The sequence below is a fragment of the Castellaniella defragrans 65Phen genome (assembly GCF_000612685.1).
Classification (GTDB): Bacteria; Pseudomonadota; Gammaproteobacteria; order Burkholderiales; family Burkholderiaceae_B; genus Castellaniella; species Castellaniella defragrans.
Genome location: NZ_HG916765.1, coordinates 1,590,909 through 1,614,555 on the forward strand (window position 1 = coordinate 1,590,909; position 23,647 = coordinate 1,614,555).

The following is a 23,647-nucleotide window of genomic DNA, read 5'->3' on the forward strand; positions in this document are numbered from 1 at the left end:
GCGCCGCATGCCCCTGTGATACAGTCCCAGACGGTTTTTCAGCTTGGAGTCCGCTTCATGCAGTCCCCGTTCTACCCGATCGGCACCCCCGGCGTCCCCTGGGGGGAAGCCGAAATCGCCGCCTGGCTCGCCCGCCAGCGGCGCCGGCGCAGCTATGCCGACGAAGTCCTGACGGTCGTCGACCGCCTGCGCGACCGTTTCGACGTCGTGCAGTACGGCCAATTGGACTATGCGCCCGATGCATATCCCCTGTTCGCGCTGCGCAGCCGCGGCTGGCGCGACGACCGGCCGGCGGCGCTGGTCACGGGCGGGGTGCACGGCTACGAGACCAGCGGCGTGCACGGCGCGCTGCGCTTCGCCGATCTGCACGCGGCCGATTACGCGGGCCGCCTGGACCTGATGATCGTCCCCTGCGTCAGCCCCTGGGGCTACGAGCGCATCCACCGCTGGAATCCCCGGGCGCTGGACCCGAACCGGTCCTTCCGCCCCGGCAGCCCCGCGCCGGAGTCGGCGGCATTGATGGCGCTGGTGGCGCCGTTCGCCACTCGGGTGCGGGTGCACATCGACCTGCACGAAACCACCGACAGCGACGAGTCCGAGTTCCGGCCCGCGCTGGCGGCGCGCGACGGCCGGCCTTTCACGCCGGGCGGCATCCCGGACGGCTTCTACCTGGTGGACGATACCGAGTCTCCCCGGCCCGAATTCCAGGCCGCCGTGATCCGTGCGGTGGCCGAAGTCACCCACATCGCCCCGGCCGATGCGCACGGCGAGATCATCGGCTCGCCCGTGGTCGCTCCGGGCGTCATCCGCTACGCCTTGCGCTCCCTGGGGCTGTGCGCCGGCATCACGGACGCGCCCTACCGCACGACGACGGAAGTCTATCCCGACAGCCCGCGGGCCACCCCCGAGCAATGCAACGCGGCCCAGGCCGCAGCGGTGCGCGCGGCGCTGGACTACGCTTTGGAGCATTGACGGCATGGAGATCGTTTTCGCCTCGCAACTGGAAGCCGATCCGCAGGCCTGGGTAGCGGCCCTGCGCACCGCGCTGCCCGACGCCCGGGTGCGCCTGTGGGGCGACGGCGAGCCGGAAGGCCGCGCCGATTTCGCCGTGGTGTGGGCGCCGCCGGCCGACCTGTTCGCCCGCGAGCCGCGCCTGCGCGCCCTGTTCAACCTGGGCGCCGGGGTCGACGCCCTGCTGCGCCTGCCGGGCCTGCCCGACGATCTGCCCCTGGTGCGGCTGGAAGACGGCGGCATGGCGGTGCAGATGGCGGAATACGCGCTCTACCATCTGCTGCGCGAATCGCGCGACTTCGGCCGCTACGAGCGCCAGCAGGCCGAAGGGCTCTGGCAGCCCCTGGCCGACATCGACCGCGATGCCTGGACCGTCGGCGTCCTGGGCGCCGGCGCCATGGGCGCGCGGGTCGCCCAGGCCTGCGCGGCCCTGGAATACCCGACGGCGGTCTGGTCGCGCAGCGGCCGCACCGTGCCGGGCGTCGAGGCCTACGGCGGCGAGGCGGACCTGGCCGCGTTCCTGGCGCGCACGCGCGTGCTGGTGAACGCGCTGCCGCTGACCGACGCCACACGGGGCATCCTGTGCCGCCGCACCTTCGAGCAGCTGCGGCCCGACGCCGTGGTGATCAACATCGCCCGGGGCGGGCATCTGGTCGAGGCCGACCTGCTGGCCGCCCTGGACGGCGGGCGCCTGCGGTCGGCGGCCCTGGACGTCTTCGAGCGCGAGCCCCTGCCGCCCGGCCATCCTTTCTGGTCCCACGCGCGCATCCGGGTCACGCCGCACGTCGCCGGCGCCAGCCTGATGGACGGGACGGTGCGCCAGATCGCCGGCAAGATCCGCGCCCTGGACCGGGGCGAGCCGGTCACCGGCGTCGTGGACCGCAGCCGGCAGTATTGAGGGATCGAGGGCGTTTGCGCCGGAGAAGGCGTTTGCCCGGGGCCGCCGTCCCGGCATCCGCTCCGGTCAGGCCTGCGCGGCCGCCTGGCGCGCCAGCCGGCCGGCGCGTTCCAGGCGCTGCGCGCCGTGCTCCAGCGGTTCGATGAAGCGGGCCGGGATCGCCTGGATGCCGCCGATGGCGCCGCACAGGGCGCCGGTCAGCATCGCCCGGGCCTGGTTCTGGCCGCCGCCGTTGACGGCGTGCAGGACGGCCGACTCGAAATCGTCCTGGAAGCGGCCGGCCAGGTAATAGGCGGCGGGGAACTGGTGGTAGACCGCGCAGGGCATGCCGTACACCAGCGAGGCCTTCCAGGCCGGCTCGATGCGGATGTCCGGATCCCGCGCGGCGCGCAGGATGCCCGACACCGTCAGCAGGGCGTCGGGCGAAGGGAACTGGCCGGCGGTGCGCGGCGCTTCCGGCCCCGGCGGCGGGGTGTCCTCCCCGGCCGAGGTCACGCTGTGGAAGGGCAGGGCGCCGCTGCGCACCAGCGCCATCAGCCGGTCGGACGTGGCCGCGTCCAGCGGCTCGCCGCGCACCAGGCTGCCCAGCACGCAGCCGTAGGCCACGGTCATGGCCATGACCGTCGTGTCGCGCTGGGTCAGCGCCGTGTTCGCGGCGCAGTGGCGCGCCAGATCGGCCGGCTGGCGGGCGTAGCGCACGGCCAGCGCCAGGATGCGCTCGGCCGCCTCGGTGGTGTCGGCCAGGCCCGCCACCCGGCCCCAGGGCAGGCCCTGGCCCACCCGCAGGCGCCAGGTCTCGCGGATCGACTGGCTGGTGTAGCCGCCCGGCCCGTTCATGGGCGTGCCGTCCAGCAAGGGGAAGAAATCCTCGTCCAGCCGGCGGCAGAAATCCGCCTCGTCGTAGCCGCCGCAGGCGTCCAGGGATTGCGCCAGCAGGTCCAGGATGAAGCCGGCCTGGCCCGACTGGCCGGCCCGCAGCCCCGCATGGTAGCGGTCGGGGCGGGGATCCGTGTAGCCGTCGATCCAGTCGCCGTAGTCGCGCCGCAGGGCGTCCAGGTCGTAGTACCAATGCGGGCCCAGGGCCAGGGCGTCGCCGACGTAGGCGCCGATCAGGGCGCCCTGGGCGCGTTGTTCAAGGGTGGGTGCCATGCCGGATCCTCCGTCGTGTCCGATGCGTCCGATGCCTCGGCGGCGCCGCCGCCGTACGCGTGCACCCGGTTGCGGCCGCCGCGCTTGGCCTGGTACATCGCCTGATCAGCATACGCCAAAAGCCCCGAGAGGGAGGCAAGCGGCGCCTGCGAGTCGTGCACCGTGCCGATGCTGACGGAAATCTTCAGGGGCGCGCCGCCGTTCAGGGAAATCTCCAGCCCGGCCACGCGGCCGCGCAGGCGTTCGGCGATGTCGTTCGCGTCCTGCTCCGAGGTGTCGGGCAGGAACAGGGAGAATTCCTCGCCGCCCAGGCGGCCGAACAGGTCGCGGGGGCGCACGACGCCGCGGATGGTCCGAGCGAAGGCCTTCAGGACCTGGTCGCCGGCGGCGTGGCCATGGCGGTCGTTCAGCAGCTTGAAGTGGTCGATGTCCATCATCAGCAGGGCATTGCCCTGGGGCGGCGCCGGCGTGCGGCCCAGGTGCTCCTCGGCGCTGCGGAGAAAAGCCTGGCGCGACAGGGCGCGGGTCAGGCCGTCGTGGTCCAGGGCCACGTGCAGGGACGAGATCAGGTCGCTGCGGGCCGCCAGGATGCCGGATACCAGCAGGGGCGAGGCGACCAGCAGCAGCACGCCCAGCCGCAGGGACACCATGTCCCAGGCATGGAAATGGAGACCCGCCAGCGGTTGGCTCGCGCCCAGCGGCAGCCAGCCGTTGGCGATGCCAAGCATCACGGCGAGCGCGGTCACCAGGGTGAGCCAGGCCGTCGTGATCTGGCGGTACGCCAGGGCGCAGTACATCAGGGCCGGAATGGGGAAGGCGATGGCGCCCGGTCCGCCCAGCACGAAGCACAGCGACAGGCTGGCGGCCAGCGCGACGACGGGCAGCAGCAGGGTCCCGCTGAGGAGGCGCTTGCGCAGGGAGGCCCAGGAGTGGCGGCGGTCGCCGCGCAGCCGCAGGCGCCGGGGCAGGAGCATGACCGGCGGCAGGAAGGCGCTGTAGCTGAGCAGCTGGCCGAAGAACCAGTTCAGGGCGATCGTCGTCCACTGGCCACCGGGCCGCAGCCAGGGCGTGAGCGCCAGGGCGACGGCCGCATTGGTGGCGGCCGCCGCCGCGCAGGCCGTCAGTACCTGGCCGATGGCCCGGGGGCTGCGCAGGCGCGGCGGCGACCAGGGAGACGACAGGATGATCCAGGCGACGAGCGCGCCGGAGAGGTCCGTGATGCCGTAGCCCACGGCGGGCGGCCAGCGCAGGCCTTGCAGGACGCTTCCCAGCGCCAGGCCGCAGAGCGCGCCCGCCCAGGACAGCGGGTGGGCCAGGGCCGGATGGCGGATCATCAGGGTGGCCAGCAGCGCATTGGCCGGCCACAGGATCGACAGGCCTCCCTCGGGCTGGGTCAGCTGGCCCAGCAGCGAGCACAGGAACGCGAACGCCGCGAGCAGGGCAGCCTGAATGGGCTTCCGGCAGCATTGTGTGCGGAGACGGAAAACCAGGGACATGGAAGCGGGAATCTGGATGAGAGGAATGCCGCGTTCCAAATGTAACAGAAGGTGGACGCCTTGTCTCTCGTGGCCTGCCCCATGCCGGCCGGCCCGGACGCCGGGTCAGTCCGCGCGCCGGTCCGCGCGTTTCGTTTCCTGCTCCGATTCTTACGCTGCAGACATCCGTCAACGTCTACAGTTCATTGATTTCACAGGGTTTCCTCCTTGTGGAATATTCAGCAAGTTCTGCTTGTCAGGCGACATGCAAAACGGCCCGGTGCCTCGCATCTCATCGCAGTTGCGTTCATGCGTCAGGCAACCATGCGATTTGCGGCATGACCGGTTTCTTTGACGCAGCCCCTGCGTCCTCGCAAAAGTACGCAGCCAGGTATTGCTTGGTTTCGGATGGCCACGTTGTGTAGAGAGCGATAATAGTGCAGAATAAGTGCATAGAAATTGCATGGGGGATGTGCCATGAGCACCGTACTGCAACGACCCTTTGCCGAGCAGTTCCGTGAGCCGGACACGCCATATCTGTCTCCAGCCCGCATTGGGGAATTCTTCGGCTTCCAGGTTCAGGAGCTGGCAGAGCGTGCCCACGTGCATCGCAATACCCCGACCGCACGGCCCCAGGCGCCTCAGTTGCAGAAGTACCTACAGGATATGGTCAGGGTGCTGACTGTCGCCACCGAGATGACCGGCGATGAAAAGCGGGCGGCGTTCCTGCTGCGCAACGAGCCGCTACGCGCCTTCGGCTACAAGACAGCGGATACCCTCATTCAAGAGGGGCGGGCCGATGCAGTCATTGCCTACCTGGAGTCGCTCGCCGGCGGTGCCGCAGGATGATCCCGGCCATTACCCTCGGCAAAGCCGAAGAGGAAGCCTACTATCGCGTCATTACGCCCATCTATGCCGGCACGCCTTTGTCCGGCGCGGGTGCGGCACGCCAGGGCGGACGCTTTAACCGGCGGGGGCAGGAAGCACTCTACCTGTCGACGGACGAAGCCACGGCACTGGCGGAATACAAGCAAGACAACCCATGGCTGCCGCCAGGCACGATCTGCACCTTCTTCGTTCGCGAACTGCGGGTCGCTGACTTCAGCGCAGGTTTCGACCCGGAGATGTGGCCGGCGCTATGGTCCGATTTTTCGGTGGACTGGCGCGCGGAATGGTTCGGAAAGTCCATCGAACCACCAACCTGGTACATGGCCGATGACGTGGTGGCCGAGGGATTGGACGGCATCCTGTTTCCGTCGCAAGCACACCCTGGCGGAACCAACCTGGTGGTCTACCGGAGTTCGGTTCGGCCAGTAGCCCAGCTACGCGTATACGACCCGGGCGGTGCACTACGGAAAATTGCACCACCGGCCAACGAGTGAACAATCTGCAGTCTTGTCAAGCACCGCCAGCTAATACGCAATGTAGTTCGCTCAACAACGGGGTGTGCTGAAAACACCTGTTGAATCAAGGTGATAGCGGCGGAATGAATAATCCGTTTCCGCCGCCGCGCTCAGCCGGCCGGAGGGCGGCGGCCCCGCTGCCAGGCCAGGACGGCCTGCGCGGCCAGCGCCATGACGCGGTCGTGGCGTTCCTTCGGCCAGGCCTGGCGCAGCGAGGCGAACAGGCACCGGGTGCCCGACTGGGCCAGTTCCGGGGCGTCCGGATCTTCCAGCAGCCGGATCTGGATGTGGGCCAGCGTGTCCGACACCAGGCGCCAGCCCAGTTCCGGCATGCCCGCGTCCAGGGCCAGCAGCTGGCCGCCGAGGGTCTGGATCACGGGCTCGACCGCCTCCAGGCTCGCGCCCGCGCCCATGGCGTGCCACAGGGCCAGGTGGATCTGGCGGCGCAGCGCGATCTTGAAGTCGATGGCCGCGGCCTCGGCCGCGTCGAGCCGCTCGAACTGATGCTGGAACCGGGCGTCTTCCGCCGGGTCCAGCCCGGTGCGCAGGGCGCCGATCAGCGCCGTCAGGGAGGGGATCGCCTGGATGCCGAAGGCCTGGCTGAACGCCAGGCCCCATTGGTCCAGTCCGGCCAGCAGCAGCGCCATCCGCACGGCGCGGGCGTCGGCGCCGGCATCGGCACGCACCCAGTCCAGGCATTGCGTGCGCAGCGTGTCCAGCGGAAAGGAGGCCGGCTCGGCCGCCGCATGGCGGAATGCCCGGGTGAAAGCGTCCCGCGCCAGATCGGCCGCCTGCGACTGGACCCCGGGCGGGGCCAGTGCGGCGAGCGGATCATCGAGGTCGGTGCAGGCGTCGGCGGTGCGGGCGTCGGTCATGGCGCCCGCATTGTCTCACGGTTTGACGACCAGGCCATTGTGCACGCTGGTCACGCCCTTGACCGACCGGGCCAGTTCGCCCGCGCGATCCTTCTCGTGCTGGGACTTGGCGAAGCCGGACAGCTGCACCGTCCCGCCGTCGATGGTCTTGACGTTGATGTTCGCCGCCGACGTCGCCGGGTCGTTGGCCAGCTTGGCCTTGACTTCGGCCGTCACGGCCGAGCCGTCGATGTACTGCCCGACGGTTTCCTGCTTGCGGGCGACGGAGCAGCCCGAGGCCATGACGGCGGCGGCACCGGCCATGGCGGCCATGGCAACGAGGCGGGCGATGTTCGATTTCATGATTGTGTCCTCCTGTGAGTGGGGATTTTGCTGCATTCGGGATCAAGGTAGCACGTGGCATGCCTGGATGCACGCGTCCCCCCGGATCAGCGCTTCGATGCAGCCTGCGATGCATTGCTCATTCAGCATGCAGGAGTTTGCTGCGGCGAGCGAAAGCACGCTCCAGGGCAGGTGCCTGCTTGGGCGGCGACAGCAGGGCTTGCGCACAACATTCCTGGTCCGCCATCGACAAACGGATGACTTCGGCCTGCTCGATGGCGCGTTGCGCGGCGGCCTGGGCGGCTGCGACCACGAAGAAAGCCGTCATCCTGATTCTGCGTTGGCACCTGGCTGACACCCAAGCCGCAGGCAACAAAAAAGCCACCGCATCGGGTGGCTTCAATGTCCTGATTCAGCAGGGGAAATTCTGGTGGCGCATCCCTGATTCGAACAGGGGACCTGCGGATTATGATTCCGTCGCTCTAACCGGCTGAGCTAATGCGCCAAAGCATGAAATTATAGGGCGAGCGCTCGCGGCACGCAAGTCGCCTGGGCGTCGTGCCGGCCGAACACATGCGCACGCCGATGCGCGCGGCCGGCCTGCGGCGCGCGCGGCGCCGATGCTGCGCCCTTCTCCATCCGATGCGCGAGCCCCTCGGCGCAGTGGTCCATGCTTCCTGGCGTATAGTAAAAGTCTGAAAGAAAGAACAGGACCCGGGCGGGCCCCGGAGGGAGAGCCAGGCGGATGCGTATCCGACGAACATCCAGAATCAATCTGCGGCAGTTGATCCTTCTGCTGGCCGTGTTCAGCGCGGCGCTGATGCTGGTGGGGGGCATGGTGGGGGCATACCAGGTGCAGCGCCAGCAGCTGATGGCCAGCACGCTGGATGCCAACGAGGCCTTCGCCGCCAAGCTCGCCCGGACGACCTCCGATCTGCTGTTGCGGGCGCAGAGCAATCTGTCCTATGCCGCCACGCTGATGGTGCGTTCCGGGATGATGCCCGCCGTGCAGCAGGCCGAGGTCGACCGATTGCGCCACCTGGAGCTGGGCTTCAATTCGGTGACGGTGGTGGACATGCAGGGGGTCGTGCAGGCGGCCGCGCCCGAGGCGCTCGGGCTGAAGGGGCGCCAGATGGACCGGGTGCAGTGGCGCGATCGCCTGAACGAGCGGGTGCCGACGATCAGCGCGCCGTTCGTGACGGTGCTGGGCAATCTGGCCATCGTGATCGCGCAGCCGCTGCTCGATGCGGAAGGCCGTTCCCTGGGCCGCCTGTCCGCGACGATGTACCTGAGGGCCGACGGCGGTCTGCAGCGCATGGCCAGCGAGCAGTATTTCCGTGACGGCACCTATGTCTACGTGGTCGATGCGGAAAGGCGCCTTCTGTATCACCCGGAGCCGGCCCGGATCGGTACGGTCGTGGCGGGCAACCCGGTGATCGAGGCCGTCCGCAAGGGCCGGTCCGGCCAGATGCGCCTGGTCAACAGCCAGGGCGTGGACATGCTGGCCGGGTATGCCCACGTGGCGGCGGCCGACTGGGGCGTGGTGGTACAGCGCCCCACGGATTTCGCCCTGCAGGGGCTGAGCGATCTGATGCTGCGGGTGCTGCGGCTGGCGGTATGGCCGGCCCTGGTGCTGCTGGCGATGCTGTGGCTGCTGTCGGGCTGGATCTCCCGGCCCCTGGGCGAACTGTCGCGGATCGTCGGGGATGGCTATCAGGAGGGCATGGCGCGGCGCATCGCCGCCGTGCGCTGCTGGTACCTGGAGGCGCAGCGCCTGCGCGGCGTGCTGCTGGCGATGTCCGGGCAGGTGCATACCCGCATGGGCGAGCTCCACAGCGCCGCCCACACGGATCCATTGACGGGGCTGGGCAACCGGCGCGGGCTGGAAGCCGCCCTGAAGGCCCTGGAGGCGCTGCAGCGGCCGTTCGCCATGGTGGAACTGGACATCGATTTCTTCAAGCGGGTCAACGACCGGTATGGCCACGACGTGGGCGACCGGGTGATCGTCGGGCTGGCCGATCTGATGCGGTCGCAGGCGCGCCAGGGCGACGCGCTGTTCCGGCTGGGCGGCGAGGAATTCCTGGTCGTGCTGCCGGAAAGCGATCTGGCCGGGGCGATGGGCATCGCCGAACGCCTGCGGGCCGCCATGGAGGACGCGCGGATGCTGGGCGACGAGGTCGTGACCTTGTCGGCCGGGGTGGCCGTCTGGGCGGGCGGGGATGTGGAGCAGACGCTGAAGGCCGCCGACCAGGCCCTGTACCGGGCCAAGCAGGGCGGACGCAACCGGGTGGAAGCGGCCCCCTGAATGCGAAGGCCCCGCCTTTTGGCGGGGCCCTGCTGCCGCTGTGGGCAGCTGCACCGCATGGGAGCGGTGCAAAGTCAACGCCTTCGAGGCGTGATGGACTACCATCGGGTAGCGATTCCAGTATAGATCGGCCGGAATTCCAGACCATAGGTGAATTCCCTGATTTCCCGTCCATGTCCCTGGTTTTCCTGATTTCCACCGAGGCGGGGGCAGCGAGGCACCGGGTCATGGAACCCCGCCGTCCGGCGCGCAGGCGGCCTCGCGCCGTGTCTGCAAGCGGCCTCATGCCGTGTCTTTCGCCCCGGCACTCGCCCCGTTTGCCGCCGAGGCCCGCACCGTGTCCTGCACCGTGCCCCGCACCGGGTTTTCCGCGTCGTTTGCCGCGGCATCCTTCCCGGGCTGCGCGGCCGGATCCCGGTCCGGCGCGGCAGTGGTGTCGGCATGGCCGGACAGGGCCGCGCTCAGGCTGTAGAGCGGCTCGAAGGATTCGGCCTGCGCCATCGGCCAGGCGGTGCGAAAGATCGTGTTGCGGAAGCGGCCTTCCAGCAGCTCGCCCTTTTCCAGGTCGGGGAACAGGGCGGACAGGACGCGCACTTCGCCGTTGGCGATGCGCCGCGCGATGTGGTGCGGGCGCAGCTGGTTGGGATGGGTCAGGCCGGCCGCGCCGAGCAGTTCGCCCAGGGCCTTGAGCGTGTTGGCGTGGTAGTTGGCCACGCGCACGGATTTGTCGGCCACCACCAGGGCCTGCTGGCGCTTGGGATCCTGCGTGGTGACGCCGGTGGGGCACAGGCCGGTGTGGCAGGTCTGGGCCTGGATGCAGCCGATGGCGAACATGTAGGCGCGGGCGCTGTTGCACCAGTCCGCGCCCAGGGCCATGATGCGCGCCATGTCGAAGGCGCTGATGACCTTGCCCGAGGCGCCCAGCCGGATGTGCTCGCGCAGGCCGATGCCCACCAGCGTGTTGTGGACCAGGCGCAGGCCTTCGCGCAGCGGCGTGCCGACGTGATCGACGAATTCGATCGGGGCCGCGCCCGTGCCGCCCTCGGCGCCGTCGACCACGATGAAGTCGGGGGTGATGCCGGTGGCGAGCATGGCCTTGGCGATGGCGAACCATTCCCAGGGGTGGCCGATGCACAGCTTGAAGCCGACCGGCTTGCCGCCCGACAGCTCGCGCAGCCGCGCGAGGAACCGCATCATTTCGATGGGGGTGCCGAAGGCGCCGTGGCTGGAGGGGGACACGCAATCCACGCCGACCGGCACGCCGCGCGCGGCGGCGATTTCCAGGGTGACCTTGGGCGCCGGCAGGATGCCGCCGTGGCCGGGCTTGGCCCCCTGCGACAGCTTGAGCTCGATCATGCGGATGTTGTCGCGGCGGGCCATGTCGGCGAACCGCTCCTCGGAAAAGCGGCCGTTCTCGTCGCGGCAGCCGAAGTAGCCCGAGCCGATGTTCCAGATCAGGTCGCCGCCGTGCTCCAGGTGGTAGCGGCTGACGCCGCCTTCGCCCGTGTCGTGGGCGAAGCGGCCGAGCGCCGCGCCCTTGTTCAGGGCCATGACGGCGTTGGCCGACAGGGCGCCGAAGCTCATCGCGGAAATGTTGAAGACCGACAGGCTCACGGGCTGCCTGCAATCCGGCCCGCCGACGGTGATGCGGAAGTCGCTGTCCGGGACGTGGGCGGGCACCATGGCGTGGTTGATCCACTCGTAGTCGTTGCCGTAGACGTCGCCCTGGGTGCCGAAGGGGCGCTGGTCCATCTGCTGCTTGGCGCGCTGGTACACGAGGGAGCGGTCCACGCGCGAGAAGGGCAGCTTGAGCGTGTCGTCCTCGAAGAAATACTGGCGCACCTCCGGCCGGACGTATTCAAACAGGAAGCGCAGGTTGCCGATCACCGGGTAGTTGCGGCGGATGGCGTGGCGGGTCTGGCGCAGGTCGTAGATCCCCAGCAGGCTCAGGCCCAGGAACAGCAGACAGGGCAGCCACCAGGCGGCGCTGAAGGACAGGGCCAGCAGGGCGCACAGCAGGGTCAGGGCGATGACGGCGTGGAAGGTGGTGTGGCGGGTGAACAGGCGGGACATGGACGGGCTCCGGGGCGTCGGGCGATCCGCCTACCTTAGCAGATGGGCGGCGGTCCGCATCGGCTGGCCCGTTTCAGTCCGCCTCGTGTCCGTGCGCCCCGTGTCCGTCCGTGCCGGCGGGCCCGCATCGAGCGGTCCACGCCAGCCGCGCCACCGTGTCCGGCCCGCACCAGACCAGGGCGTTCTGCCCGAAGCGGCGCGCCAGCCGCAGTCCCGCGTCCAGCGACAGGCCCGGGATCCACAGGCTGGGCTCGTCGGGCCACAGGCCCAGCGGGTCCAGGCCCCGGCCCGGCAGCCAGGCGTGGCCCAGCCCTGCGACCGCGCGTCGCAGGGCGCGCAGGCGGCGGGCGTTGGCGGCGGGGCGCAGGCGGCGGCTGCGCGGGTTGCAGGCGGTGAGGAAGACGCCGCCGTGCGGCGCGAGGGCGCGCAGCGCCGGATGCGCCTGGCCGATGCGCAGCACGAGCGGCGGGTCGGTGTCGATGCGGTAGTGCGCGGCCCGGTAGGCCTGCGCTAGTGGCGAGGCGGCCGGCGCCGGGGGCGCGCCGCGGGGTTCCGTGGGCATGGGGCGATGTTCCATGGGCGTGCTGCGGTGTGCCATGCGCGCGTTGCGGTGGTTCATGGGGGCGCGTCGCGGTGCTTCATGTGGGTGCGCTGCGGTGCTCCATGTGCGGGCGTGCGGCCTCGTGGACCCCGGCGCCCCGCCTAACCCGCCAGCGCCCGATGGCGGTGGCAGTCCGTGGTGTGGTCCATCAGGCAGCCGATGGCCTGCAGGTAGGACTGGCAGATGGTCGGGCCGACGAAGGTGAAGCCGTGGCGCTTGAGCAGGCGGCTCAGGGCCTCGGCCTCGGGGCCGGCGACGGGCGCGTCTTCCGGGGCCGCGTAGTGGTGGATGACCGGCCGGCCGCCGACCACGGACCAGACCAGGCCGACCGGGTCGGGCAGGGCCAGCCAGGCGCGGGCGTTGGCGCCGGCGGCTCGCAGCTTGAGCCGGTTGCGGATGAGGGTGGCGTCCTGCATGCGGTCCTGGACCCAGGCCTCGTCGGTGCGCGCCAGGGCCTCGGGGTCGAAGTCCAGCAGCGCGGCGCGCAGGGCCTCGCGCCGGCGCAGGATGGTGATCCAGGACAGGCCCGCCTGGAAGCCTTCCAGGATCAGCATCTCGAACAGGTGCCGGGGGTCGCGCGAGGGCACGCCCCATTCGCCGTCGTGGTAGCGCACGTACAGGGGATCGTCGGTGCACCAGCGGCAGCGCACGAGGTCCGCCGCGGCGGGGGCGGCGGACGAGGTTGCCGGTGCGGCGGGCACGGTGGCCGGCGCCGCAGTTGCGGGGGATCGGGGCGGCATGCGCGTCCTGTCCTGCATCATGGGCTCAGTCGCGTGGCCTCAGCGCCGCCGGCCGCCGACCAGCGAGCCCAGCAGGCCGCGCACCAGCTGGTTGGCGGCGTTGCGCACCATGCTCTTGGCGACCGACTGCACCACCCCGTCGCGGCGTCCGCCGCGCGGCCCGGTGGAGCCGAACAGGAAATCGCCCAGGACGCCGGCGATGCCGTTGCCCTCGCCTGCGGGCGCCTCGGCGCGGCCGGTGCCGTCAGCGGCGGCGCCGCGCGTCCCGGCGGGCGCGGCCTCCCCGGACTGGGCGCGCCGCAGCAGGATCTCGTAGGCGGATTCGCGGTCCAACGCCTGGTCGTACTTGCCGGCCAGCATGGAGGCGCCCAGCAGGGCCTGGCGTTCCGCCGCCGTGGCCGGCCCGATGCGGCTGCCGGGCGCGGCCATCCAGACGCGCTGCGTGGGGGTGGGCTGGCCCTTGGAGTCCAGCAGGGACACCAGGGCCTCGCCCACGGCCAGTTCGGTGATCGCGGCCTCGATGTCCAGCCCGGGATTGGGCCGCATGGTCTGCGCGGCGGTCCTGACGGCCTTCTGGTCCCGCGGGGTGTAGGCGCGCAGGGCATGCTGCACGCGGTGGCCCAGCTGGCCCAGCACGGTGTCGGGGATGTCGGCCGGGTTCTGGCTGACGAAATACACGCCCACGCCCTTGGAGCGGATCAGGCGCACGACCTGCTCGATCTTTTCCAGCAGGGCGGCGGGCGCGTCCTTGAACAGCAAATGGGCCTCGTCGAAGAAGAACACCAGCTTGGGCTTGTCCAGGTCGCCCACTTCCGGCAGGCGTTCGTACAGGTCGGCCAGCATCCACAGCAGGAAGACGGCGTACAGGCGCGGGGACTGCATCAGCCGGTCGGCGGCCAGGATGTTGACCATGCCGCGCCCCTGGGCGTCGGTGCGCATCCAGTCGAAGACGTCGAGCATGGGCTCGCCGAAGAAGGTGTCGGCGCCTTCGGATTCCAGGCGCAGCAGGCTGCGCTGGATGGCGCCGATGGACGCGGCGGACACCTGGCCGTAGCGGGTGCGCAATTCGGCGGCGTGGTCGGCCACGTGCTGCAGCATGGCGCGCAGGTCTTTCAGGTCCAGGATCAGCAGGCCCTCGTCGTCGGCGACGCGGAAGGCCAGGTTCAGCACGCCTTCCTGAGTGTCGTTCAGGTCCAGCATGCGCGCCAGCAGCAGCGGCCCCAGGTCGGACACCGTGGCGCGGATCGGGTGGCCCTGCGCGCCGAAGATGTCCCAGAGCGTCGTCGGGCTGGCGCCCCAGGCGGGCTCGGGCAGGCCCAGGTCGGCCAGGCGCCGGGCGAGCTTGGGCGAGGCGGCGCCCGCCTGCGAGATGCCCGAGAGATCGCCCTTGACGTCGGCCATGAAGACTGGCGTGCCGATGCGGGAGAACGATTCGGCCAGGACCTGCAGGGTGACGGTCTTGCCGGTGCCGGTGGCGCCGGTGATGCAGCCGTGGCGGTTGGCCAGCTGGGGCAGCAGGGCGGCCTGGACGTCGGCGTTGCGGGCGATGATCAGGGGATCGGCCATGGGGACTCCGGGGCGTGGGACGGCAATCAGGATACTCGAATATGGGCGGGGCCGGCTTCCAGGCGGCCGATGCGCGCGGCCTGCGCGAAGCCGTCGGCGCGCAGCAGGGCGAGCACCTCGTCGGCGGCTTCCGGCGCGCAGGCGACCAGCAGGCCGCCGGAAGTCTGCGGGTCGGTCAGCAGGGCGCGGGCCTCGTCGGGCAGGCCCGCGTCCAGGGTGGTTTCGGCGCCGCAGGCGTTCCAGTTGCGCTCGGACGCGCCGGTGCGGATGCCCTCCCGGGCCAGCTCGGGGGCGGGCGCGAGCCAGGGCAGCCTGGCGTAGGACACCTCGGCGCGCAGGCCCGAGCCCCGGCACATTTCCAGGGCGTGGCCCAGCAGGCCGAAGCCGGTCACGTCGGTCAGGGCGTGCACGGCGTCGAGCCCGGCCAGGCGCGCGCCCGGAGTGTTCAGCCGGGTGGCGCTGTCGATCATGGCGCGGTAGCCCTCGGCGCCGAGCCGGTCCTTCTTCAGCGCGGCCGACAAAATGCCCACGCCCAGCGGCTTGCTCAGGATCAGGACGTCGCCCGCGCGGGCGCGGTCGTTGCGCTTGATGCGGTCCGGGTGCGCCAGGCCGATGACGGCCAGGCCGTAGATCGGCTCGACGGAGTCGATCGAATGGCCGCCCGCGATGGGGATGCCGGCCTGCTGGCAGACCGAGGCGCCGCCCGCCAGGATGGCGGCGATGGTGTCGTGCGGCAGGGCCTTGATCGGCATGCCGACGATGGCCAGCGCCAGGATGGGGCGCCCGCCCATCGCGTACACGTCCGACAGCGCGTTGGTCGCGGCGATGCGGCCGAAGTCGCGCGGATCGTCGACGATGGGCATGAAGAAGTCGGTCGTGGCGATCAGCGCCTGCTCGTCGTTGAGGCGGTAGACGGCGGCGTCGTCGGACGACTGCGTGCCCACCAGCAGGTCGGGAAAGGATCCGGCGGGCAGGGCGTCGCGCATCAGGCGCGCCAGCACGTCCGGGGCGATCTTGCAGCCGCAGCCGCCGCCGTGGGACAGCGAGGTCAGGCGGGGAACGGAAGTCGGGGTGTCGGGAGCGTTCATGGAGGCGGATGATCCGGGAATGGAAGGGCGCAGTTCAGGCCGGGACGCGCAGTTGTTCGATCAGGGCGCGCGCCTGGGCATGGCCGTCGTCGGCGGTGGGGTCGTAGTCGAAGGTCGCGGCCTCGCCCAGGCCGGCGTAATGGGAATCGCTGCTGCGGCGGTAGGCGGGGTCGTAGTGGGTTTCCACCAGCGCCTGGAACAGTTCGGCGCGCCGGCCCGCGGCGATCAGCGCCTGCCAGTCGCGTACCGTCTGGCGGCTGTGCAGGCCGATCAGCCGCTCCAGCGTCCGGCCGAAGTCGTCGGGCGCATCGAACAGGTGGGCGTAGTCCTGCAGCAGGAACGAGACCCGCTGCTGCAGGGCCGCGCGCACGCGCACGCAGCGGCCGGCGTGCATGGCCTGCAGCAGCGTGTCGGGCAGGCTCAGCTGGCCGATGCGCCGGCTTTCGGCCTCGACGAAGACGGGGCGGGCGGGGTCCAGGGCCTCGATGGCCCGCAGCAGGGCGGACTCGAAGCCGCGCTGGCTGGGCTGCGGCCGGTCCGGCAGCGCGCCCAGCAGCGAGCCGCGATGGCGCGCCAGGCCCTCCAGGTCGAGGATCTGGGCGCCGGCCGCGCCCAGCGATTGCAGCAGGCGGGTCTTGCCCGAGCCGGTGGGGCCGGTCAGCACGATGCAGTCCAGGCCGGCCGGGCGGGTGGCGAGCGTGTCGATCACGTGGCGGCGCCAGGTCTTGTAGCCGCCGTCCAGCTGGCGCGCGCGCCAGCCGATCAGGTTGAACCAGGCCGTCATGGCGCCCGAGCGCTTGCCGCCGCGCCAGCAGTAGATCAGCGGCCGCCAACTGCGCGCGCGGTCGGCGAAGATCGTCTCCAGGTATTCGGCGATGTGGCGCGCGACCAGGGCGGCGCCCAGGCGCGTGGCCTTGAAGGGCGATTCCTGGGCGTACATGGTGCCGATCAGGACGCGCTCCTCGTTGCTGAGCACGGGTGCGTTCAGGGCGCCGGGGATGTGGTCGTCGGCGTATTCGGCCGGCGTGCGCACGTCGACGATCTCGTCGAACTGGCCAAGGGCGTCCAGGCCGCAGCGCTGCGAGCCCGGGGGATGCGGTGTGGGGTTCATGGCGGGGATTGTAAATCCGCGCGCAGGCGGATGCCGCCGCACGCCGCCGACTCGGCTACACTGGAACGCGCTGGAACGTGCCGCCGCGATGGCCTGGGTGCCGCGCGGCGGCCCGCCAGTCCGTTTCGTTCCGGTCAAGTTCTCCGGGGAGACTTCCATTCGCCCGATCACACGCATCAAGGCGGCGCGCCTGCTGCCTTCGTTCATGGCGGCGCTGCTCATGGCGGCGGCCTGCCAGATTGGCCCCGCGCGGGCGGCCTCGCCCGGCGCCTCCGGCGCTTCTCCGGCCTCCCGGCCGGCGCACGCCCAGGCGCTGCGGGATTTCGGCGATCCCCGCGCCGGCCATCTGGCCGAGCGCTTCTGGGCGGTCGAGGCCGGCCGCTCCGAGCGGCCGTTCGCCATCGTGCAGTTCGGCGATTCGCACACGGCTTCCGACGCCTTCACGGCGGGGCTGCGCGTGGGCCTGCAGCAGCGCCTGGGGGATGCCGGCGTGGGCTGGCTGCCGCCCATGGCCGTGCCGGGGCAGGGCCATCAGCGCGTCAATCTCGAATCGCAGGGCTGGCGGCTCACCAGCAGCCTCGACCAGGCGTCCGACGCCTTTCCGCTGGGAGGCGACATCGCCTCGCCGGCGCAGGCCGGCGCGGTCACGCGGGTGGCCTCCTGGGCCCCGGACCAGTCCCCTTACCTGGCGACCGTGCTGGTGCGCCCCGGTGGCCGGTCGGGCCTGTTCGTCGAAAATCCCGACGGGCGGCGGCTGCCCCTGGATGGCGGCGAGCCGGTCGGCGGCTGGTCCTACGTGCAGGTCCCGGTGCGGCTGCCGTTCCAGATCGTGGCGCCCGCGGCGGGCGCCGCCGAAGTCGGCGGGATCTGGCTGCGGCGCGCCGACACGAGCGGCGCGCTCGTGTCTCCCATCGGCGTCAACGGCTCGCGCCAGGACATCTGGACGCGGTGGTCGCCCGGCTGGCTGGACCAGTTGAGGCGGTCGGGCTCGGACCTCGTCATCATCGCCTACGGCACCAACGAAGCCTTCAACGGCCAGCTCGATCCGCAGGCTCTCGCCGCCGGCCTGGCGCAGGGCATCCGCCAGGTGCGCCAGGCCCTGCCCGAAGCCGCGGTGCTGCTGCTGGGGGCGCCCGGCGCCCTGGATCCGGGCAAGCCCGCGGCGCTGCCCTGCGGCGAGCGCGGCGTGCCGATGCACGAGACGGTCAAGCGCGTCCAGCTCGACGTGGCGCGCCAGGAAAAAACGCTGTACTGGGATTGGGAGGCCGCGATGGACGGGGACTGCCCCATGCTCGACTGGCAGGCGCGCGGCTGGGTGGGACCCGACCTGATCCACTTCACGCAGGAAGGCTACCGGGAAAGCTCGCGGCGGTTCTATCGGGCGCTGATGAATTTCTTCGAGCGCAGCCGCGGCCGGCGCTAGCGGGCGGACTGCCGCGGGGCCGGCGTGCCGGGCCGTAGTGGGTGCTGAGGGGCTCGAACCCCCGACCTACGCCGTGTAAAGGCGCCGCTCTACCAACTGAGCTAAGCACCCGGCCGTGTGGCGCCCGCCGGACCTCCGGCAGGCGTGGCATTGTAGCTTGAAAAAGCAAAAGGCCACCGTATCGCGGCGGCCTTTCATGCGGTGCGGCGCTGGATTACTTGGCGTTCACGGCGTCCTTCAGGGCCTTGCCCGGACGGAACTTCGGCACGCGGGCCTTCTTGATCTTGATTTCCTCGCCGGTGCGCGGATTGCGGCCGGTGCGCGCGGCGCGCTCGGACACGGCGAAGGTGCCGAAGCCCACCAGAGTGACCGAGCCCTTCTTCTTCAGGGTGGTCTTCACGGCGCCCACGAAGGCTTCCAGGGCGCGGCCCACGTCGGCCTTGGAGAGATCGGTCTTGGAGGAAATATGCTCGATCAGCTCGGTCTTGTTCATTGATGAAATACCCCTGAGGTTTATTGTGGCCTGGCGGACGATCCGCCAGACGTTTGATGGATGATGGTCTGTCGCAGCCAAGCCGATCCGGTTTCCGCGGCCGTAATGCGGCGGGACCTCCGGTTCGGAGGCTAAGGCGTATTAAGCCTTTGAATGCCTGGAGTGTCAAGAACAAATCACTGGAAACCCGCGTGGTTCCTGACGTTTGTTAAAAATCCCGTCATCGGGTAGGGGTATACCCCCAAGCCCGAATCAGGCCCCCACGGCGTCCAGCGCCCGGGCGAAATCGCCGATCAGATCGGCTTCGTCTTCGATCCCCACCGAGATTCGCAGGAAACCGTCGGGGATGCCCATGAGGGCACGGCGCTCCGGCCCCATTTCGTAGTAGATGGTGTGGGCGGCGGGCAGGACCAGCGTGCGGTTGTCCCCCAGGTGCGTGGCCAGGGCGGCGACGCGCAGGCGGTTCAGGCAGTCGAAGACGTCCACGTGGTCGTGCAGCTCGACGCCCAGCAGGCCGCCGTAGCGGCCGCCGAACCACTGCGTGGCGCGCGCGTGCTGCGGGTGGCTCGCCAGGCCGGGATAGTGGACCCGGCTGACCTGCGGGTGCGTTTCCAGGAAGCGCGCCAGCGCCAGGGCGTTGGCGCAGATGCGGTCCATGCGCAGCGCCATGGTCTCGGCGCCCGCCGCGATGCGGTGGGCCACGTCCGAGGACAGCGTGCCGCCCATGTCGCGCAGGCCTTTCTTCTTGATCTGCAGCAGGCCCCAGCCGCGCGGGTCGCCCTTGCGGTATTGCTCGTAGATGTGCGGGAAGCCGGACCAGTCGTACAGCCCGGTCTGGGTGACGGCGCCGCCCAGGGCGTTGCCGTGCCCGCCGATGTGCTTGGACAGGGAATTGACCACCAGCGAGGCGCCGAAATCCCGGCCCGGGGCCAGGTAGGGTGAGGACAGGGTGCTGTCCACCACGTAGACCAGCCTGCGCGCGCGGCACAGTTCGCCGATCGCCTTCAGGTCGGCGATCTGGGTGCCGGGATTGGCGATGGTCTCGACGAAGACCATGCGGGTGTCGGGCCGGATCGCCGCCTCGACCTGGGCGGCATCGGTCGCGTCCACCAGGCTCAGCTCCACGCCGAAGTTCTCCAGCGTCATCAGCAGGCTGTTGGTGTTGCCGAAGATGTACTTGCTGGCGATCAGGTGGTCTCCCTGGCGCAGCAGGGCGAAGAAGATGGCGTTCAGCGCCGCCATGCCGGTGGCGAAGGCCACCGTGGCCTGGGCGTGTTCCATGTCCGTGACCTTGGCCTCCAGCGAGGCCGTGGTCGGCGTGCCCTGGCGGGCATAGGTGTAGCCGGCCTTGCCCTGGAACACGGCGGCGAGCTCGCGCGCGTCGGTGTAGGCGTATTCGGTGGACGGATGGATGGGCTGATGGATGGCGCCGTGCTCCAGCTGGGCGCGGTGGTCGGCGTGGACGAGCCGGGTGGTGAAGCCTTGATCGGACATGGGAAGGCGGTGCGGTCGGATTGAAATGGAAAGGCGCGGCCCCTGCGGGCGCGCCGGCCGGGACATTATGCGCTTTTTTGCCGTGGGGCCGCGTCATATGGCAACAGCGCCCGTGGGGACGGCGGGCGGCCAGCAGGGAGGCCTTGCGGCCACCCGGGCCGCACGGCTCGGGCTCAGGCCGGCGTCAGCCGCTGGCGCACGGTCTCGTACAGGCAGACCGCGCTGGCGACGCTGACGTTCAGGCTTTCGACGGAGCCCCGCATGGGGATGGACACCAGTTCGTCGCAGGTCTCCCGGGTCAGGCGGCGCATGCCTTCGCCTTCGGCGCCCATCACCCAGGCCATGGGCCGGCGCGCATCGACCTGGTGCAGGCCGTGCGGCGCGGCGTCGTCCGTGCCCACCAGCCAGACGTCGCGCTCGCGCAGGGCGCGCAGGGTGCGTGCCAGGTTGGTGACCGTCAGATAGGGCACGGTGTCGGCCGCGCCGCAGGCCACGCGCTGGACCGTGGCGTTCAGGCCCACGGCCCGGTCCTTCGGCGCGATCACGGCGTGCACCCCGGCGGCGTCGGCCGTGCGCAGGCAGGCGCCCAGGTTGTGCGGATCGGTGACGCCGTCGAGCACCAGCAGCAGGGCCGGCTCGCCGCGGTCTTCCAGGGCGTCCAGCACCTCGTCCGCCGAGACGGCCAGGGGCCGGGGGCGGGCCAGGGCGACGATGCCCTGGTGGCGCACGCCGCGCGCCAGGCCTTCCAGGCGCTGGGCGTCGGCCGCGTGCCAGCGCACGTTCGCGGCTTCCAGCTGTTCGATGCAGCGCTGCATGCGGGCGTCCTGGCGCGCGGTGTCCAGGTAGACCTCGCGGATGGAGTCCGGGGCGTGGCGCAGGCGCGCCTGCACGGCGTGGAAGCCGGCGAGGATTTGTTGGGATGACATCGGGCAAGGCCTATCGGGAGTGGGCGGGGCGGCCCGTCGCGCGCGGCGGCGGAGTCCTTGCCGGAATTGTAGTGCTTGCGGGGAAGGTGTTCGCCGCGAGGGCATGTAGGGGAGGACCCGCCTGGGAGGGGCTGCGTGGGCGGCGGGCGCCGGGGACGCATTCTCCGTCCCCGGCGCCCGCCGCCGGCCTCCCGGGCCGCGGACCGGATCAGGACCGCCGCTTGTGCGGCGTTTCCTGGCGCGCGGCGCGCTTGGCCTCGGCGCGGCGCTGGCGCGCCGTGGTGCCGCGCAGGGCGGCGGGCTTGGCGCCGGCGGCCTTCTTGTGCGGCCGGGAGGTGGAGGAGCGCGGCTCGCCTTCGATCTCGGCCTGGAGCGACTTGAAGTCCTCGCCCTTGACCGGGCGAAAGTCGATGCGCCGGGCTTCCAGGTCCACGCGCGACACCTGGACCTGGAGGGCGTCGCCCAGCTGGTAGCGCAGGCCGGTGCGCTCGCCGCGCAGTTCGTTCAGGGCCTCGTGGTACTGGAAGTAGTCGCCGCCCAGCTCGGAGATGTGCACCAGGCCTTCCACGTAGAGCGTATCCAGCGTGACGAACACGCCGAAGCTGGTGACGCTGCTGATCCGGCCGCTGAAGACTTCGCCCACGTGTTCGCGCACGAACCAGCATTTCAGCCAGGCCTCGACGTCGCGCGAGGCCTCGTCGGCGCGCCGTTCGCGGGCCGACAGCAGGGCGCCCAGGGCCTCCCAGGCGTCGTGCTCGCGGACCTTCGCGGGCAGGGCGGGATCGGCGGGCTGGCCGGGCAGCACCGGCGGCTGGTAGCGGCGCTGGTGCAGGATGCCCCGGATCACGCGGTGCACCAGCAGGTCCGGATAGCGCCGGATGGGCGAGGTGAAGTGCGCGTAGTGGGCGTAGGCCAGGCCAAAGTGGCCGGTCTGCTCGGGGCTGTAGATGGCCTGCTGCATCGAGCGCAGGCACATCGTCTGGATCGAGGCGAAGTCCGGGCGCGCCCGGCTGGCCTGCATCAGGCGGGCGTAGTCGGCGGTCGAGGGATCGTCACCGCCGTCCAGGGTCAGCCCCAACTGGCGCAGGAAGGCGCGCAGTGTCAGCAGCTTTTCCGGCGTCGGGCCGTCATGCACGCGGAACAGCGCCTGGGCCTTGTTGCGCACGATGAAATCGGCCGCGCAGGTGTTGGCCGCCAGCATGCATTCCTCGATCAGGCGGTGGGCGTCGTTGCGCGCGTAGGGCTCGATGCGCTCGATGCGGCCCAGCGGGTTGCAGACGATGCGGGTCTCGATCGTGTCGAAGTCGATGGCGCCGCGCTTGCGTCGGGCCTGCTCGAAGGCCTGGAACAGGTCGTAGGCCGTCTGCACGTGGGGCAGCAGATCGCCCAGGCTCTGCCCCGCCGGGCCGCCCGGCTGCTGCAGGGCCGTCCAGATGTCGGTGTAGGTGGTACGGGCGTGGGAATGGATGACGGCTTCGTAGAACTGGTAGGCGGTGACGGTGCCCGCCTTGGCGCCGCCCGCCGGGATCATCATGTCGCACACCATCACCAGGCGGTCGACGTCCGGATTGAGCGAGCAGATGCCGTTGGACAGGGCTTCCGGCAGCATGGGGATGACGCGGCGCGGGAAGTACACGCTGGTGCCGCGGTCCAGGGCGTCCTCGTCCAGCGCCGTGCCGGGCCGCACGTAGTGGCTGACGTCGGCGATGGCGACCAGCAGCCGCCAGCCGGGCCGCGCGCGCTTGGCCGTGCCCAGGTCGGCGGGCATGCAGAACACCGCGTCGTCGTAGTCGCGGGCGTCCTCGCCGTCGATGGTGATGAAGGGCACGTCGCGCAGGTCGATGCGCCCGGCCCAGTCCTCCGCGCGCACGTGGTCGGGGATCGAGGCCAGCTGCCGGCGCGTGGCGTCGGAGAATTCCACCGGCACGTCGAACTTGCGCACGGCGATCTCGATCTCCATGCCGGGGTCGTCGATCTCGCCCAGGACCTCGATCACGCGGCCCAGGGGCTGGAGATAGCTGGCCGGCTGGCGCAGGATCTGCACCGTGACCACCTGGCCGGGCTCGGCGCCCGCCGTGTCCTGGGGCGCGATCAGGATGTCGTGCTTGATGCGCTGGTCCTCGGGCGCGACGATGAAGGCGCCGTGCTCCTTCAGGAAGCGGCCGACCAGCTTCAGCGTGCGCCGCTCGACGACCTCGACGATGGTGCCTTCGGGGCGGCCGCGGAATTCGCCGGATTCCTTCACCCGCACGCGGTCGCCGTGCAGGACCTTCGCCATTTCGTGGGGCGACAGGAACAGGTCCTGGCCGCCTTCGTCGGGGACCAGGAAGCCGAAGCCGTCCCGGTGTCCCTGGACGGTGCCGGTGATGAAGTGGGTGTTGTTGCAGATTTGCAACCTTCCCTGGGGGTTGTAGCGCAGCTGGCCGTCGCGTTCCATGGCCTTGATGCGGCGGATGAAGCCCGTGGACAGGGGGATCGCGGCGTGGGTGGCGTCGGCGAGGGCTTCCAGGGACAGGGGCTTGCCCGCCTCGCGCAGGGTGTCCAGCACCTGCTCGCGGGTGGGGACGTCGGGGTCGAAATCAGAGGGGAGACTGTTCGCTGGCGGGTTGGAAGCGTCGCGGTTATTGTCGTTGTTGGTTCGCTTTTTCAAAGGCTGTTTGCATCCAAAAAAATTGTGTTGTATAGTTCTGTCTTC

At 70.6% G+C, this 23,647-nt stretch carries 21 protein-coding genes and 2 tRNA genes; 6 read left to right on the plus strand and 17 right to left on the minus strand.

Features of this window, described 5'->3' with window-relative positions:
* The first annotated feature begins 57 nt into the window (after window positions 1-57).
* Both BN940_RS07215 and BN940_RS07220 read left to right on the plus strand, forming a co-directional pair.
* Window positions 58-972: a M14 family metallopeptidase gene (locus tag BN940_RS07215; RefSeq protein WP_043681593.1), complete on the plus strand. Its 915-nt coding sequence runs from the start codon at window positions 58-60 to the stop codon at window positions 970-972.
* A 4-nt stretch (window positions 973-976) separates the two neighbouring features.
* Window positions 977-1,909 (plus strand): 2-hydroxyacid dehydrogenase, encoded by a 933-nt coding sequence (locus BN940_RS07220; RefSeq protein ID WP_043681596.1) that lies wholly within the window; start codon window positions 977-979, stop codon window positions 1,907-1,909.
* 66 nt (window positions 1,910-1,975) lie between these two features.
* Here BN940_RS07220 and BN940_RS07225 read toward each other — a convergent pair whose 3' ends face one another.
* A complete protein-coding gene (locus BN940_RS07225) occupies window positions 1,976-3,058 on the minus strand; it encodes an ADP-ribosylglycohydrolase family protein (protein WP_043681599.1) in 1,083 nt (360 codons plus the stop codon).
* Window positions 3,019-4,554, minus strand: coding sequence for a GGDEF domain-containing protein (locus tag BN940_RS07230; protein WP_043681601.1), 1,536 nt, complete (start codon window positions 4,552-4,554; stop codon window positions 3,019-3,021). Before BN940_RS07230 ends, BN940_RS07225 begins: the two co-directional genes overlap by 40 nt.
* A gap of 456 nt (window positions 4,555-5,010) precedes the next feature.
* On the opposite strand from BN940_RS07230, the gene BN940_RS07235 reads away from it, so the two are divergent.
* Window positions 5,011-5,382, plus strand: coding sequence for an MbcA/ParS/Xre antitoxin family protein (locus BN940_RS07235; RefSeq protein ID WP_043681604.1), 372 nt, complete (start codon window positions 5,011-5,013; stop codon window positions 5,380-5,382).
* Complete coding sequence (locus BN940_RS07240) at window positions 5,379-5,915, plus strand: RES family NAD+ phosphorylase (RefSeq protein ID WP_043681607.1); 537 nt, start codon at window positions 5,379-5,381, stop codon at window positions 5,913-5,915. Before BN940_RS07235 ends, BN940_RS07240 begins: the two co-directional genes overlap by 4 nt.
* Window positions 5,916-6,046: 131 nt before the next feature.
* Here BN940_RS07240 and BN940_RS07245 read toward each other — a convergent pair whose 3' ends face one another.
* The 4 genes from BN940_RS07245 to BN940_RS07260 form a co-directional block, all read right to left on the minus strand.
* Window positions 6,047-6,811, minus strand: coding sequence for a hypothetical protein (locus BN940_RS07245; protein ID WP_043681610.1), 765 nt, complete (start codon window positions 6,809-6,811; stop codon window positions 6,047-6,049).
* A 15-nt stretch (window positions 6,812-6,826) separates the two neighbouring features.
* Window positions 6,827-7,153, minus strand: coding sequence for a BON domain-containing protein (locus BN940_RS07250; RefSeq protein ID WP_043681613.1), 327 nt, complete (start codon window positions 7,151-7,153; stop codon window positions 6,827-6,829).
* Between the two features lie 118 nt (window positions 7,154-7,271).
* A complete protein-coding gene (locus BN940_RS07255) occupies window positions 7,272-7,460 on the minus strand; it encodes a type II toxin -antitoxin system TacA 1-like antitoxin (protein WP_043681615.1) in 189 nt (62 codons plus the stop codon).
* A 100-nt stretch (window positions 7,461-7,560) separates the two neighbouring features.
* Window positions 7,561-7,637, minus strand: a tRNA-Met gene (locus BN940_RS07260).
* Between the two features lie 279 nt (window positions 7,638-7,916).
* Here BN940_RS07260 and BN940_RS07265 point away from each other — a divergent pair.
* Window positions 7,917-9,437: a sensor domain-containing diguanylate cyclase gene (locus BN940_RS07265; RefSeq protein WP_052355675.1), complete on the plus strand. Its 1,521-nt coding sequence runs from the start codon at window positions 7,917-7,919 to the stop codon at window positions 9,435-9,437.
* Between the two features lie 282 nt (window positions 9,438-9,719).
* Here the strand turns inward: BN940_RS07265 and BN940_RS07270 are convergent, their stop codons facing one another.
* The 6 genes from BN940_RS07270 to mnmH form a co-directional block, all read right to left on the minus strand.
* The gene (locus BN940_RS07270) at window positions 9,720-11,510 is read right to left on the minus strand and encodes an FMN-binding glutamate synthase family protein (RefSeq protein ID WP_084330558.1); all 1,791 of its coding nucleotides are present in this window, start codon (window positions 11,508-11,510) and stop codon (window positions 9,720-9,722) included.
* 73 nt (window positions 11,511-11,583) lie between these two features.
* Window positions 11,584-12,072: a DUF3293 domain-containing protein gene (locus BN940_RS07275; protein WP_084330823.1), complete on the minus strand. Its 489-nt coding sequence runs from the start codon at window positions 12,070-12,072 to the stop codon at window positions 11,584-11,586.
* 140 nt (window positions 12,073-12,212) lie between these two features.
* The gene (locus BN940_RS07280; protein ID WP_084330824.1) at window positions 12,213-12,851 is read right to left on the minus strand and encodes a DNA-3-methyladenine glycosylase I; all 639 of its coding nucleotides are present in this window, start codon (window positions 12,849-12,851) and stop codon (window positions 12,213-12,215) included.
* 39 nt (window positions 12,852-12,890) lie between these two features.
* Window positions 12,891-14,417 carry a helicase HerA-like C-terminal domain-containing protein gene (locus BN940_RS07285; RefSeq protein WP_043681621.1) on the minus strand — a complete coding sequence of 509 codons (1,527 nt, stop codon included), beginning with the start codon at window positions 14,415-14,417 and terminating at the stop codon, window positions 12,891-12,893.
* A gap of 26 nt (window positions 14,418-14,443) precedes the next feature.
* A complete protein-coding gene (selD, locus tag BN940_RS07290) occupies window positions 14,444-15,505 on the minus strand; it encodes a selenide, water dikinase SelD (RefSeq protein ID WP_043681623.1) in 1,062 nt (353 codons plus the stop codon).
* Between the two features lie 34 nt (window positions 15,506-15,539).
* Complete coding sequence (mnmH, locus tag BN940_RS07295; protein ID WP_052355677.1) at window positions 15,540-16,616, minus strand: tRNA 2-selenouridine(34) synthase MnmH; 1,077 nt, start codon at window positions 16,614-16,616, stop codon at window positions 15,540-15,542.
* Window positions 16,617-16,704: 88 nt separating this feature from the next.
* Between mnmH and BN940_RS07300 the strand changes: the two genes are divergently transcribed.
* Entirely contained in the window at window positions 16,705-18,039 is a 1,335-nt protein-coding gene (locus tag BN940_RS07300; RefSeq protein WP_043681626.1) for a GDSL-type esterase/lipase family protein, read from the plus strand.
* Between the two features lie 38 nt (window positions 18,040-18,077).
* Here the strand turns inward: BN940_RS07300 and BN940_RS07305 are convergent.
* From BN940_RS07305 to rnr, 5 genes are all read right to left on the minus strand, one after another.
* Window positions 18,078-18,150: transfer RNA gene (locus tag BN940_RS07305), tRNA-Val, on the minus strand.
* 103 nt (window positions 18,151-18,253) lie between these two features.
* The gene (locus BN940_RS07310; RefSeq protein ID WP_043681629.1) at window positions 18,254-18,532 is read right to left on the minus strand and encodes an HU family DNA-binding protein; all 279 of its coding nucleotides are present in this window, start codon (window positions 18,530-18,532) and stop codon (window positions 18,254-18,256) included.
* A 252-nt stretch (window positions 18,533-18,784) separates the two neighbouring features.
* A complete protein-coding gene (locus tag BN940_RS07315; protein ID WP_043681632.1) occupies window positions 18,785-20,026 on the minus strand; it encodes a cystathionine gamma-synthase family protein in 1,242 nt (413 codons plus the stop codon).
* Between the two features lie 173 nt (window positions 20,027-20,199).
* Window positions 20,200-20,952 (minus strand): 23S rRNA (guanosine(2251)-2'-O)-methyltransferase RlmB, encoded by a 753-nt coding sequence (rlmB, locus tag BN940_RS07320; protein ID WP_043681635.1) that lies wholly within the window; start codon window positions 20,950-20,952, stop codon window positions 20,200-20,202.
* A 208-nt stretch (window positions 20,953-21,160) separates the two neighbouring features.
* Window positions 21,161-23,602, minus strand: coding sequence for a ribonuclease R (gene rnr, locus BN940_RS07325; RefSeq protein WP_052355678.1), 2,442 nt, complete (start codon window positions 23,600-23,602; stop codon window positions 21,161-21,163).
* Between the last annotated feature and the right edge of the window lie 45 nt (window positions 23,603-23,647).

Coding starts and splice junctions, on each gene's coding strand:
- BN940_RS07245 (WP_043681610.1), bottom strand. CDS start 6,811: ATGACCGACGCCCGCACCGCCGACGCCTGCACCGACCTCGATGATCCG.
- BN940_RS07275 (WP_084330823.1), bottom strand. CDS start 12,072: ATGCCCACGGAACCCCGCGGCGCGCCCCCGGCGCCGGCCGCCTCGCCA.
- BN940_RS07230 (WP_043681601.1), bottom strand. CDS start 4,554: ATGTCCCTGGTTTTCCGTCTCCGCACACAATGCTGCCGGAAGCCCATT.
- BN940_RS07220 (WP_043681596.1), top strand. CDS start 977: ATGGAGATCGTTTTCGCCTCGCAACTGGAAGCCGATCCGCAGGCCTGG.
- BN940_RS07270 (WP_084330558.1), bottom strand. CDS start 11,510: ATGTCCCGCCTGTTCACCCGCCACACCACCTTCCACGCCGTCATCGCC.
- BN940_RS07310 (WP_043681629.1), bottom strand. CDS start 18,532: ATGAACAAGACCGAGCTGATCGAGCATATTTCCTCCAAGACCGATCTC.
- BN940_RS07215 (WP_043681593.1), top strand. CDS start 58: ATGCAGTCCCCGTTCTACCCGATCGGCACCCCCGGCGTCCCCTGGGGG.
- BN940_RS07285 (WP_043681621.1), bottom strand. CDS start 14,417: ATGGCCGATCCCCTGATCATCGCCCGCAACGCCGACGTCCAGGCCGCC.
- BN940_RS07315 (WP_043681632.1), bottom strand. CDS start 20,026: ATGTCCGATCAAGGCTTCACCACCCGGCTCGTCCACGCCGACCACCGC.
- BN940_RS07300 (WP_043681626.1), top strand. CDS start 16,705: ATGGCCTGGGTGCCGCGCGGCGGCCCGCCAGTCCGTTTCGTTCCGGTC.
- BN940_RS07250 (WP_043681613.1), bottom strand. CDS start 7,153: ATGAAATCGAACATCGCCCGCCTCGTTGCCATGGCCGCCATGGCCGGT.
- BN940_RS07235 (WP_043681604.1), top strand. CDS start 5,011: ATGAGCACCGTACTGCAACGACCCTTTGCCGAGCAGTTCCGTGAGCCG.
- BN940_RS07225 (WP_043681599.1), bottom strand. CDS start 3,058: ATGGCACCCACCCTTGAACAACGCGCCCAGGGCGCCCTGATCGGCGCC.
- BN940_RS07240 (WP_043681607.1), top strand. CDS start 5,379: ATGATCCCGGCCATTACCCTCGGCAAAGCCGAAGAGGAAGCCTACTAT.
- mnmH (WP_052355677.1), bottom strand. CDS start 16,616: ATGAACCCCACACCGCATCCCCCGGGCTCGCAGCGCTGCGGCCTGGAC.
- rlmB (WP_043681635.1), bottom strand. CDS start 20,952: ATGTCATCCCAACAAATCCTCGCCGGCTTCCACGCCGTGCAGGCGCGC.
- BN940_RS07280 (WP_084330824.1), bottom strand. CDS start 12,851: ATGCCGCCCCGATCCCCCGCAACTGCGGCGCCGGCCACCGTGCCCGCC.
- BN940_RS07255 (WP_043681615.1), bottom strand. CDS start 7,460: ATGACGGCTTTCTTCGTGGTCGCAGCCGCCCAGGCCGCCGCGCAACGC.
- selD (WP_043681623.1), bottom strand. CDS start 15,505: ATGAACGCTCCCGACACCCCGACTTCCGTTCCCCGCCTGACCTCGCTG.